Here is a 12924-nt window from a genome sequence, read left to right as displayed (position 1 = left end):
CAAAGATGGCAAACAGCAACTTGAAAAAGCCGGCTGCAATCGCAATGGCGGCAGCGCTGGCAATGAGCTTGGCAGCTTGCGGCAACAACAATAACGACAACAGCAGCAATACCAGCACCAATTCCGGGGGCAACACTACAAACAACTCCGCCGATGCAACTGCAGCTCCTGCAGCGGACAGCGGCAAAAAAGTCACCATCACGTTCCAAAACATCCAACCGGATCCATCGACGCCTTCCTACAAGACGTTGCACACGATCGTTGAACAGTATGAAAAGGAACATCCAAACGTTCACATCGAACTGGATTCGCTGAATACCGACCAACAAAAAGTGAAGCTGAAAACGCAAGCGGCTTCCAAAGAAGTACCGGACATCACGATCGTTAACCCTGCAGCGCAAATGAAGCCGTTCGTCGATGCCGGCCTGCTGGCTCCGCTGAACGACATGCTCGACCAAAACGGCCTGAAAGACACATATCAAGCCGGCCTGCTCGACTACTACAGCTTCGACGGCAATACTTACGCGGTACCGGACGGCAACAACATCGAAGTCGTCTACTACAATAAAGACCTGTTTGCACAAGCAGGCATCGCTAAAACACCAACAACCTTCGAAGAAATGCTGCAGGACGTAAAAATCCTGAAAGACAAAGGCATTACGCCATTGGCTATCGGTGAAAAGGATTCCTGGACCGGTTCCTTCCTGTTCATGAACATCCTGCTCCGTACCAATAACGGCCCTGGCTTCCTGAGCGACGTGCTCGCCGGCAAGAAAACATTCGAAGATCCTGCTTTCATCGAAGCGGTTGACGCGTTCCAACAACTGGTTCAAGCCGGAGCTTTCCCTGACGGTGCAACATCGATCGACGCTAACGCCGGCGGTAACATCTTCAAAACAGGCAAAGCGGCTATGTGGGTTATCGGTTCCTGGGAAACTGGCGCCATCGACGCTTCTTCTGTAGCAGGCAAGGTTGGAGCATTCCAATTCCCTACTGTTAACGGCAAAGGCGATCCAAACCAATTCATGCTGGCTCCTGGTAGCGCATTTGCAGTATCCGCTAACAGTGAACACCTGCAAGAAACCAAAGATTTCCTCAACTACTTTGCATCGAACTATCCTAAGCAACAGTTCGAAAACAAAAACGCTGTTGGTATCGGCCAAAAAGTGGACGGCGACCTGAAAGCTGCCGGCTACTCCGACCTGGCGATCGAAATTTCCGACCTCTTTAACCAAGTTAAAGGCGGCGACCTGGCATTCGATAACACGATGAACCCAGCGACTGCACAAGTTCACTTGAGCAGCATCCAAAACCTGTTCGTACAAAAAGTTGACTCTGCCAAAGTAGCAAAAGAACATCAAGCCGCTTTTGAAGCCAACAAAGAATAAGATATAAAAAGGGCAACCTAATCGATGCGAAGCAGCGCTGGTGTGCTGCTTCGCATCGAACTATATGAGTGGAACGAGAAAGAATCAGTTTTGTTTAGGGGGCGGGAAAGATGAAAGTACTGAAGGTGCCAGCACGCACAATAGCCGTCTTCGTATTGCCATGTCTGCTGCTGTACGTGTGCCTTGTGTTTGTACCCATACTGGTATCGATTTATACAGGGTTATTCAAGTGGGATGGACTTACGGCAATGCATTTCGTCGGTTTCGGCAATTTTAAGGAAATGTTTACGAATGACCCGGTCTTTTGGCCGTCGGTCCGCAGAACGCTGCTGTATGCAGTAGCTTCGATGATTGAGATTCCATTCTGTTTGGGAATGGCGATTCTGCTTAACCGTTTTGTGAAAAAAGGCAATACGCTGGTGTCGATCTATTTTACACCGGTTATCCTGTCCGTCGTTATCCTCGGTCAATTGTGGAAAACGATTTACAACCCTACCTCCATGGGGGGGATGATCAACGGGATTTTGACTTCGCTGGGATTGGAAAGCTGGACGCATAACTGGCTGACGGAGCCGAACATCGCCATGTTCGCAATCTACATCGTATCGCTCTGGCAGTACTTTGGTTACCATCTGCTGATCCAGTTCACCGGTGTGCAAAATATTCCGGACGAGCTTTATGAAGCGGCCAAAATCGACGGAGCGGACGGCTTCAAGGCAGACCGTTACATTACGCTGCCGCTGATCGTTCCGATCTTTAAAATATCGATTGTTCTTGCGTTTATCGGTTCCCTGCAGGCGTTTGACCTCGTCATGGTTATGACCGCAGGCGGCCCGGCACATGCTACCGACGTTATTTCGACACATATGTATAACAGTTCGTTTATGTCCTTCAAGTATGGTTACGGCAGTGCGATTGCCACTTTCCTGGTCGTTGTCTGTCTCGCATTTACAGGTGTTATTAACGGAATCTTCAATAAACTCGAGAAAAAATTCGGCTAGGAGAGGAGTGCGCGATCATGCAAAAAGTAAAAAAAGGAATCGTGTATCTTCTTTTCGCAATTCCTGTCGTTACGCAATTATACCCGCTGTTATGGCTGTTCCTGTATTCCCTAAAGACCAATGAAGAAATTTTGGACGGAAGCTTCTTCTCGTTACCGAAAGTTTTTCAATGGCATAACTACAAGGAAGCTTATGAGGCCGGCAACTATCTTAAGTATTTGACGAACAGCGTGTTCGTTACCGGCGTTACCATGGTTTGCGTCATCGTGCTCGCTGCGATGGTGGCTTATGCGATCTCCCGTTTCCAATGGAAATACGGCAATGCGGTTTTGACCGTGTTCCTGATGGGGATGATGATTCCGATGCAGGCAACGCTGCTGCCGCTGATGATCATCTTCAAGCATGCGCATATCCTTAACACGCATTGGTCGCTGATTCTGCCGTATGTCGCGTTCCAGACGCCGATCGCGGTCTTTATCCTCAGCGGCTTCATGAAGGGCATTCCGCATGAAATCGAAGAATCGGCCTTTATCGACGGAGCGACCGTATACCGCATCTTCCGCAGCATTATTCTTCCGATCTCGGTTCCGCCGGTCATGACCGTGTGTATTCTGACTTTTATCAATATCTGGAACGAATACATCCTGGCGGCTACGTTCATCTCTACCGAGAAGCTGAAGACCCTGCCGTTCGGGGTATACACCTTCGTCAGCCAGTATTCGGTTAACTACGGTGACATCGGCGCATTCCTCGTCATGGGCGCGCTGCCGGTCATTCTGATGTACTTCTTCCTCTCCAACCAAATCACTAAAGGGATGGTTGCAGGGGCGGTCAAAGGTTAATAAACTGAAGCATTGCTAAAAATTTTGCTTAGGCGCTATAATAGGAGCGGCAGGAATCAGGTGCACGAGGGAGGAAGTCATATGCGTAGCGGCTTTCACTCCATCCATCACCGGTTGTTTCTGCTGTTCCTTTTTTGCATGTCCGGAATTCTGCTTATTGTCAGCCTGCTGTACTATAACCGGACTTCGGATCAAATGCATAAAAAGATCGGCGATTTGTCGCAGAAAAACGTCTCGCAGACCGCTGGGCTGTTTAACTTGCTTTATAAGGGTTACGACTCGATGTCCAAGTCGCTCAGCAACAACTTCGAGATGATTCGCCTGCTCAACGAAACAACGGATGAACCGGCAGTGGAGTACATCAATGAACGCGCTATTACGAATATCATCGGTTCCATTTTTTATTCCCGGGATGATCTTATCGGCATCCATGTCATCACGGACAAAGGGAAGATTTACAATTACGGCAATTATCTCAATGTAGTGGATCCGGATTACCGCAGCAAGGATTGGTACGGCGAACTGCAATCTTCTTCCGGAAAAATGGTTTGGCTGGGCGTGTATCAGCATTCGCTGATCGATCAGGTGGAGGAGAAGCCCGTCTTTGCCTTCGGACGGCAAATTTACGATCTCAACGAGCATAAGCCGATCGGGATCGTACTGTATGAAATGGATCCGCAACCGGTTTTGGACGCGCTGGACAACCTGAAGCTCAGCGATAACAGTCAGGTATACCTCATGTCCCAGGACGGCCGTTTTGTGTCATCGACCATCGATACGACACTGGACGACGAGAAATTCCCGGAGCTGCAAAATACGGCTGATGTTGTCGTAGATCAGGAGAAGGACCGGCTGATCGTGGCGTCGAAGCTTTCTTTCGTTAACTGGTGGATTATGAGCATTACGCCGAACAAAGACCTGAATGTGGAATCCATGCAGATGAAGCGGTATCTCTTGATCGTCATTTCCATTCTCATTCTGGTCTCCACGTTAATCGCTTCCATCGTGTCGCAGACGATTTCGTCGCCGATCAAGAAGCTGGTGCGGGAGATGAAGCAGGTCGAAATCGGTAATTTCCGGGGTATGCTGAGCGTCGCTTCATACCAGGAGATCAACATTCTCGTCGCGTCCTTTAACCGGATGGTCCGTCGAATCGAGGAGCTGATCGAGCGGGTCAAGCTATCTTCGGTCAGCGAGAAAAACGCCGAGCTGCACGCGCTGCAGTCCCAGGTAAACCCGCATTTCCTGTATAACACGCTGGATATGATCTACTGGATGCTGGACGAGGAAGGCAACGAGCAGCTCGGCGAGCTGGTGTTGTCGTTGTCCTCGATGTTCCGCTACAGCAGCCAATGGGATGACGGCATGGAAGTCACGCTCCGCGAAGAGCTGGAACAGATCGGACATTATTTGAAGATTATCTCGATCCGGCTGGAAGGCCGGCTGGTCATCGTCAAGGAGATTGAGGAGCGCTGGATGAATATCCGCGTGCCGAAGATGACCGTGCAGCCGGTCATTGAAAATGCAGTCAAACACGGTCTGGAATCCCTGGGCCGCCAAGGCGTGCTGAAGGTGTACACCGAAGCGGAGGGCCAGGTGCTTAAAATCATCGTGGAAGACAACGGCCACGGAATGGATGAGCTGCAGCTGCAGCGTCTGCAGCAATCGTTAATCGACGGGGCCGCAAAAGAAAACCTCAAGGAAACCGGTAAAGGCGGCATCGGGCTGCTGAACCTGCACCGGCGCCTCCAGCATATGTTCGGGGAGCGCTATGGGCTTGAAATTGCGAGCTCGCCCGGGGAAGGTACACGGGTGGCCATCGTGCTCCCGATCCAATCGGAAGGAGATCAGTAGCGTGAACATTCTCATCGCCGATGACGAACGGGTGATCCGTGAAGGCATCAAACGCACCATCCGCCATATTTTTCCCGATTATCAGGTGTTTGTTGCGGAACGGGCGGAAGAAGCGGTCAAATTTATGGAAGAAAACCGGATTCATATCGTATTGACCGACATATTAATGCCGGGAATGAGCGGGCTTGAATTCATGAAGATATCCAAACGCAGATATCCCTATGTGAAATGGGTGGTGATCTCGGCGCACAGCGAGTTTGCCTATGCCCAGGAGGCGGTCCGGCTCGGCGCGCGGGATTATTTGCTTAAGCCGATCGGCAAGCCTAAGCTTGAGGAACTGATCAACAATCTGGCCGCCGAAATTCAGCGGGACAGCGATATTACGAAACAGGGCGAACGGCTGCGGGCCAGCTTGCGTTTTCTGCGCGAGGGCGTGTTTCAGCGGCTGGCGTCGGGCCTCGATATCGGTAACCTGGATATCCGTTCCTTCGTGGAGGATTATCGGGATTTCTACCTGGTGATGATTCTGCTGGACGATTCGGAACGCAGCGTGCGGCTGGAGCATTTTATCGTGGAGAATGTCCTCACCGAACTCATTGAATTGCATGGACACGGTTTCGTGGTCAGCCATGACCGGCAAAGCCTGATCGGCCTGGTTACGCTGCACGAGGATGCGCGGGTGGAGCAGTTCCAGGAAGAGGTGCGTTCGCATCTGACGCATTATCTGAAGATACCGTTCCAGATCCTGTACTCCGGACTCAGCAGCGACATCAATACCGTTCCGCAGACCGTCAAACGGATGCGCGAGGCCTCTGCTTCGCAGGCTTTCGAGCTGGAGCCGCTGAAGGGCAGCGGGGAGAAGGCAATCGATGTGGCGCTGCATTATATCAAGGAGCATTTCGGCGAGGATTTGTCGCTAGAGAAGATGGCTTCGGTGGTCTTCCTGAACCCGGCGTACTTCAGCCAGCTGTTCAAACAGAAGACGGGTCTGGGCTACAAGGAGTATGTTACCTCGCTCCGCCTGGAGCAGGCCAAACTGCTGCTGCTCAATCCGAAGCTGAAGCTGGCCGAGATTGCCGAGCGGGTGGGCTATCAGGACATGCGGCATTTTACCCAAATGTTCCGCAAGAAATTCGGATTGACGCCAACGGAATACCGTCAGCAAGAGGATATGAATATTCAAATGACCAAAGCGAGTCCGCCGCAAAGCTGATGGGCTGGCCAAACATGAAAAAAGCCGGTGCCGGGAAAAATTCCGGGCATCGGCTTTTTTTGCTGTATGCATAAATCGCTTAAATATCATTAAGGCTATTAAATGAATTGAAGTTGATATTGTTGTAATTATTGTTGTAATAATCATTCAAATTGTTATACGTCTCCGACCCTGCAACGATCAAAGAGATGACGATTACGGCGATTAGGAAGAGCCCAAACAGCGTGCCGAGAATGCCGGTAACCAGACCGGCGATGGCCATGCCTTTGCCCTGCTCATAGCGTATGCGGATTTCCTTGAAAGAGATGGAAGCCAGAATAATGGCAATGATTCCAAGCAGGAATCCGACAAACGGAATCATCAGGGACAGAATGCCGAGCACCAGTGCGCCGATGGATTTCCCGTTGGTTTTAGCCGGGGGCGGCGGAGGCGGAGGGGGGCTGAAATATTGCTGCTGGTCATAAGATTGGTAAGTCATCGGATGGCTCCTTTTAAAAGTTATGAATGTTCAATTGTCTATGATTCGTCTATGTATACACTCCTCCCATTATATCTGATTTCTAAGGTCCGGCGTTCATTTTTTTGGAGGATAGTCAACCATAGGTAAAAAAAACACCCGACAACTGCCCATGAAGGCGATTGTCAGGTGTTTTTTCATGCTTACGTTTCGTTTTTGGGTACGTTATTCAGGCTTGGCACATAGTCTGCCAGCTTGCTGTTCTTCAGCGGCTCCGGTTCGTCGGTCAGATGCGCGGCATCGTACCGGTTGTCTTTATTGTCCGCATGATTGTTGGCACGGCTTAATTTAGCGTCGGAATTGTTTTTAGGCATTGGCTCACCTCCGTTCAGCATTTTTAATATGGAAAAGAACGGGCGGTTTTATCCGGGGCCAAGCCCATTTCTCGCATCGCGGCATTGACACTGTTCAGAATAGTGTATATATTAAATATGTACACTAATTACATTAATCACAGAGATATGGGGTTTGCCATGAATATAATTATATCAAGCACATCGGGTGAGCCGATCTATGCCCAGATTGTCGTTCAGTTCCGCCAAATGATTCTGCAGGGCGAACTCTCATCCGGGATGCCGCTGCCCTCGATCCGTCAGCTTGCCAAAGAGCTGCAGATCAGCGTGATCACGACCAAACGGGCATATGAGGAGCTGGAACGGGAAGGGTTGATCAATTCGGTCGTGGGCAAGGGCTCATTTGTCTCCGGAGCGGATACGGAGTACATCCGGGAACAGCGGCTGCGGCTTCTGGAGGGCCGGCTGAAGGAAATCATCGAGGAGAGCAGGCAGCTGGGCATGGAATACGCGGAGCTGGCGGACATGCTGAAGCTTTTATGCGAGGAGGATGCATAATATGAACTATTGTATCGAACTGAACGACTTGAACAAAAGTTACGAACGTTTTCAGATGCAGGATGTGAACCTGAGCATACATACCGGATACATCACCGGATTGATCGGGCCTAACGGAGCCGGCAAAACCACCTTGATCCGGATGATGATGGGAATGGTCCGCCCGGATCAAGGCGAGGTGAAGCTGTTTGGTCAAAAGACCGATGTGGATCACGCCGAGCACAAAGGCCGGATCGGTTATGTCTCGGATGAAAGCTATTACTACCAGCAGCTTTCGGTCAAGCAGATGAAGAAGATTATCGCCCCGTTCTACAGTTCCTGGAACGAAGATACATACCAGATGTACGAGGAGCAATTCAAGCTGCCGCCCGGCAAGAAGATCAAGGATTTGTCCAAAGGGATGAAGATTAAGTTTTCGCTGGCGGTCGCGCTCTCCCATAACGCGGAGCTGCTGATCATGGATGAGCCGACCTCGGGACTCGACCCGGTTTTTCGCAGAGAACTGCTTGATTTGCTCCGCGAGCAGCTCCAGGATGAACGGAAATCGATCCTATTCTCGACGCATAACACGACCGATTTGGACCGGATTGCGGATTACATTGTTTTTGTGAACGAAGGTCGGGTCGTGTTCCATGAAACGAAGGATGCGCTGGCGGAGCGCTATATGCTCGTTAAGGGCGGAAAAGAGCTGCTGGACAACGATGTGCGCCGGATGTTCGTGGGCTTGCGCGAGAATGCCCATGGGTTTGAAGGCCTGGCGGAGCGGAAGGCGGAGTCGGAACGTTATTTTCAGGATCATGGCATTTGCGAAAATCCTTCGCTCGAAGAGATTATGTATTTTTCCGTGAAGGGAAGTGCTTCCCATGTCTAGCGCTTATCTTCTGATCCGTAAGGATTTCGTGCTGATCCAGAAAATGCTGCTGATCTTCATTCCCTATTACGTCATCATGGGGTTGTTTACGGATGCGACTGGCCTGACGATGTTCGCACTGTTTCCGGCAATGCTGCTGCTCGTGAATTCATGCTCTCTGGATGTGCAGCATCACAATCTGCGGTTTGTGGCCAGCTTGCCGGTAAGCCGCTGCCTTGTGGTCCGGGCCAAATATTTGGCACTGATACCATACGCCGTGTTCAGCATCATATGCACGCTGGCGTTGACCTTCGTCGCCGGGGCCATAGGTAAAGAGTGGTCGTTATTGACTTGGCGGGAGACCGTGGTATTTGCCGTAGTATTCGCGGTTTTGGCCGCAATTTATTTGCCGCTTCATTACTGGCTGGGGCAAAAGGGAGCACAGGTGGTGAACCTCGTATTTATCATGTCGATCATGTTCAGCGCTTCCGCCTTTGCCAATCTCAGGAACTGGTTTCCTGCTCTGGATACTTGGATGACAACAGGGGCGTCCGGCGCCGGTATTCAACTGGTCCTTACGGTTCTCGGCTGTGCCGTTGTCGTTTATGCCTCCTATCTGATCTCGCTGCATGTATATACCTCCAAAGATATTTGATGAAAAAAGAAACTGTCTGCTGCCGTTATGCGGTTATCAGGCAGTTTTTTTCTATTAGGGCAGATGCCTGAAACATCATAGCAACAGCCATCTTCTGCGTAGAAACGCTTCTTATGCTTGCCGGAGCAACTGCTATAATCAGTTTGTGCCATCCAGCATCTCCCATTTCATGCGAAAGTAGGTGATCATGTTCCGAATACCGGTGCTTAACCAGATCATCAACGCTTCATGCGTAAAAATGTAACCGCTATCAACAATGAATCCGCAGTGGTTCTACTTGACTCGCAATTTATCCGAGGAGGTTAATCATGCGCAACAGGTTTTTTATCTGGTCGCTGATTGCAGCGATGCTTATTTCTACTTTGGTGTTCGGGGCCGGCAATCCGTCGCCGGTACAAGCTGCGGGCGGAAGCAATTTGGCGCTCGGCAAAACCGTTACCGCCAGCGGTCAATCCCAGACCTACGGCCCAGGCAACGTGAATGACGGCAATCAAGCAACTTATTGGGAGAGCGTTAATAACGCTTTTCCAGGTTGGATTCAAATCGATCTTGGTAGTAGCACCAGCATCGACCAGATCGTGCTGAAGCTGCCTGCCGGCTGGGAGACGCGTACACAAACGCTGACGGTTCAAGGCAGCGCGAACGGGTCCAATTTTTCGACCCTTGTCAATTCCGCTGGTTATGTGTTTAATCCGGCGGTGTCCGGAAACTCCGTGACAATCAATTTCGCCGCTGCCAGTACGCGGTATGTGCGTTTGAGCTTCACGGCGAATACGGGATGGCCAGCCGGCCAATTGTCGGAGCTGGAGATCTATGGCGCCGGCGGTACGACGCCGACACCTACGCCTACTGTCACGCCTACAGCCACGCCAACGCCTACAGCTACGGCAACGCCTACGCCGACCGTGACGCCTACGGCAACACCAACGCCTTCGCCGGGCAGCAACATCGCACCGGGCAAGACGCTCACTGCGTCTTCCTATACACAGTCGTTTGTGGCATCCAATGCCAATGACAATAATACCGGTACCTATTGGGAAGGAAGCGGGAACCCGAGTACGCTAACGCTCGATCTCGGCGCCAACTACAATATTACCTCCATCGTGCTGAAGCTTAATCCGGCGACGGAGTGGGGAATCCGCACGCAAACCATCCAGGTGCTCGGCCATGATCAGAACACCACATCCTTCAGCAATCTGGTATCTGCTACAGCCTATACCTTCAACCCGGCCTCCGGCAATACCGTAACGATACCGGTGACGGCCACCGTGAAACGGCTGCAGCTGAATTTTATCTCCAATACCGGCGCGCCTGCAGGGCAAGTAGCCGAATTCCAGGTGTATGGTACTCCGGCACCGAATCCCGATCTGACGATCACCGGGTTGAACTGGACGCCGGCTTCTCCGGTGGAGACGAATCCGATCACGCTGAACGCTACCGTGACGAATAGCGGTAACGCCAGCGCCGCCGCAACCACCGTCAACTTTTATCTGAACAACGAGCTGGCCGGTTCCGCCGCAGTCGGAACGCTGGCCGCTGGCGCGTCTACGACAGTAAGCTACAACGTTGGGGCTAAAACAGCCGGAACGTATACCGCTGCAGCCAAGGTCGACGAAAGCAATGCCGTTATTGAACAAAATGACGGCAACAACAGCTTTACAAGCTCCGCTTCACTGGCGGTAACGCCGGTGTCCAGCTCGGACCTTGTGGCTGCTACCACCTGGTCGCCATCGACACCTGTTGCCGGCAACGCGGTGGCCTTCACCGTCAATCTGAGCAATCAGGGAACGATTGCTTCCGCCAGCGGCGCGCATGCAATTACGCTTGTCCTTAAAAATGCTTCCGGTACAACGCTGCAAACCTTCAGCGGTTCGTATAATGGAGCCTTGGCTGCCGGCGCTTCCGTCAGCCTTCCGATTACCGGAACATGGAGCGCGGTCAATGGCACTTATACGGTAACGACTACCGTTGCTGCGGACGGCAACGAAGTCGCCGCCAAGCAAACCAACAATACTTCCACGGCCAATCTCGTCGTCTATGCGCAGCGCGGGGCCAGCGTACCGTACAGCCGGTACGATACCCAGGATGCGACGATCGGAGGGGGAGCCGCGCTGAAATCGGCACCGACCTTCGACCAGGATCAGATCGCCTCGGAAGCCTCCGGCCAAAGCTATATCGCGCTTCCATCGAACGGCTCGTTCCTGCAATGGAACGTGCGGGCAGGACAGGGCGGAGCGGGCGTGACGATGCGCTTCACGCTGCCGGATTCCTCGGACGGCATGGGCCGCACCGGTGCGCTTGATGTCTATGTCAACGGAACGAAGGTCAAAACGGTTTCGCTGACCTCCTATTACAGCTGGCAGTACTTCTCCGGCGATATGCCGGGCGATACGCCGAGTGCCGGACGACCGCTATTCCGCTTCGACGAAGTGCACTTCAAGCTGGATACGGCGCTTCAACCGGGCGATACGATCAAAATCCAAAAGAACAACGGTGACGCGCTGGAATACGGCGTGGACTTCATCGAGATTGAACCGGTACCGGCAGCAGTCGCGAAACCGGCCAATGCAGTATCCGTTGCGGATTATGGCGCCATTGCCAATGACAACGGCGACGACTTGGCCGCGTTCAAATCCGCAGTTACCGCAGCCGTTGCCGCCGGCAAAACGTTGTATATTCCGGCGGGTACGTTCAACCTCGGCAATATGTGGGAGATCGGCTCGGCCAGCAGCATGATCAACAACCTCACCGTTACGGGCGCCGGTTACTGGCATACGAATCTGCAATTCACGAACGCCAACGCCGCCGGAGGCGGGATTTCGCTGCGGATTTCCGGCAAGCTTGATTTCAGCAATGTGTACATGAACTCCAACCTGCGTTCGCGTTACGGCCAAAACGCGATTTACAAAGGCTTCATGGACAATTTCGGCAGTAATTCGATCATTCACGACGTATGGGTCGAGCATTTCGAATGCGGCATGTGGGTAGGGGATTACGCGCATACCCCGGCAATTTATGCCAACGGCCTCGTCGTCGAGAACAGCAGGATCCGCAATAATCTGGCCGATGGCATCAATTTCTCCCAAGGCACCAGCAATTCGACGGTTCGCAACAGCAGCATCCGCAACAACGGCGACGATGGCCTGGCGGTTTGGACCAGCAACACCAACGGCGCTCCGGCCGGCGTCAACAACACGTTCTCCTACAATACCATTGAGAACAACTGGCGTGCGGCAGCGATTGCCTTCTTTGGCGGCAGCGGCCACAAAGCCGATCACAACCTGATCATCGACACGGTTGGTGGCTCCGGCATCCGCATGAATACGGTGTTCCCGGGATACCACTTCCAGAACAACACCGGCATCGTATTCTCGGATACGACGATCATCAACAGCGGAACGAGCAAAGACCTATATGGCGGCGAACGCGGAGCCATTGATCTCGAGGCGTCGAATGATGCGATCCGCAACGTCACCTTTACGAACATCGACATCCTGAACACGCAGCGCGACGCCATCCAGTTCGGATACAGCGGCGGCTTCGAGAACATCGTGTTCAACAACATCAATATCAACGGTACGGGGCTCGACGGCGTCGTGACCTCACGGTTCTCCGGCCAGCATAAAGGTTCGGCAATTTACACGTATACAGGCAACGGTTCGGCCACATTCAATCATCTGACAACCAGCAATATTGCCAATCCGAGTATCAACTACATCCAGCAAGGATTCACGGTGACGATCAACAATTGAT

The 12924-nt window shown here is 52.1% G+C and carries 11 protein-coding genes; 9 read left to right on the top strand and 2 right to left on the bottom strand.

The genetic code is table 11. The features are described 5' to 3' along the window. Positions 1-5 precede the first annotated feature (5 nt). The 5 genes from BMW84_RS05160 (at position 6) to BMW84_RS05140 (ending at position 6298) form a co-directional block, all read left to right on the top strand. Positions 6-1388 carry an extracellular solute-binding protein gene (locus tag BMW84_RS05160; RefSeq protein ID WP_091065183.1) on the top strand — a complete coding sequence of 461 codons (1383 nt, stop codon included), beginning with the start codon at positions 6-8 and terminating at the stop codon, positions 1386-1388. A 110-nt stretch (positions 1389-1498) separates the two neighbouring features. After that, positions 1499-2389: a carbohydrate ABC transporter permease gene (locus BMW84_RS05155; protein WP_091065182.1), complete on the top strand. Its 891-nt coding sequence runs from the start codon at positions 1499-1501 to the stop codon at positions 2387-2389. A gap of 17 nt (positions 2390-2406) precedes the next feature. After that, positions 2407-3231 (top strand): carbohydrate ABC transporter permease, encoded by an 825-nt coding sequence (locus tag BMW84_RS05150; protein WP_091065180.1) that lies wholly within the window; start codon positions 2407-2409, stop codon positions 3229-3231. Positions 3232-3312: 81 nt separating this feature from the next. Next, a complete protein-coding gene (locus BMW84_RS05145) occupies positions 3313-5085 on the top strand; it encodes a cache domain-containing sensor histidine kinase (RefSeq protein WP_091065178.1) in 1773 nt (590 codons plus the stop codon). Position 5086: 1 nt separating this feature from the next. Continuing rightward, positions 5087-6298 (top strand): response regulator, encoded by a 1212-nt coding sequence (locus BMW84_RS05140; protein WP_091065177.1) that lies wholly within the window; start codon positions 5087-5089, stop codon positions 6296-6298. A gap of 79 nt (positions 6299-6377) precedes the next feature. Here BMW84_RS05140 and BMW84_RS05135 read toward each other — a convergent pair whose 3' ends face one another. Next, entirely contained in the window at positions 6378-6776 is a 399-nt protein-coding gene (locus BMW84_RS05135; RefSeq protein ID WP_091065175.1) for a DUF4190 domain-containing protein, read from the bottom strand. A gap of 182 nt (positions 6777-6958) precedes the next feature. Further along, positions 6959-7129 carry a hypothetical protein gene (locus BMW84_RS24680; RefSeq protein WP_175498681.1) on the bottom strand — a complete coding sequence of 57 codons (171 nt, stop codon included), beginning with the start codon at positions 7127-7129 and terminating at the stop codon, positions 6959-6961. Positions 7130-7288: 159 nt separating this feature from the next. Between BMW84_RS24680 and BMW84_RS05130 the strand changes: the two genes are divergently transcribed. From BMW84_RS05130 to BMW84_RS05115, 4 genes are all read left to right on the top strand, one after another. Then, on the top strand, positions 7289-7666 hold the full coding sequence (locus BMW84_RS05130) for a GntR family transcriptional regulator (protein WP_091065174.1): 378 nt from the start codon (positions 7289-7291) through the stop codon (positions 7664-7666). Position 7667: 1 nt separating this feature from the next. After that, positions 7668-8537: an ABC transporter ATP-binding protein gene (locus BMW84_RS05125; RefSeq protein WP_091065172.1), complete on the top strand. Its 870-nt coding sequence runs from the start codon at positions 7668-7670 to the stop codon at positions 8535-8537. Continuing rightward, positions 8530-9171 carry an ABC-2 transporter permease gene (locus tag BMW84_RS05120; protein WP_091065170.1) on the top strand — a complete coding sequence of 214 codons (642 nt, stop codon included), beginning with the start codon at positions 8530-8532 and terminating at the stop codon, positions 9169-9171. Before BMW84_RS05125 ends, BMW84_RS05120 begins: the two co-directional genes overlap by 8 nt. 308 nt (positions 9172-9479) lie before the next feature. Next, on the top strand, positions 9480-12923 hold the full coding sequence (locus BMW84_RS05115; RefSeq protein ID WP_091065168.1) for a galactose-binding domain-containing protein: 3444 nt from the start codon (positions 9480-9482) through the stop codon (positions 12921-12923). The last annotated feature ends 1 nt before the right edge of the window (position 12924 follow it).

The organism is Paenibacillus sp. NFR01 (genome assembly GCF_900111565.1).
GTDB lineage: Bacteria > Bacillota > Bacilli > Paenibacillales > Paenibacillaceae > Paenibacillus_AQ.
The sequence above is the reverse complement of the archived record's forward strand: the minus strand, read 5'-3'. Positions and strand labels throughout refer to the sequence as shown.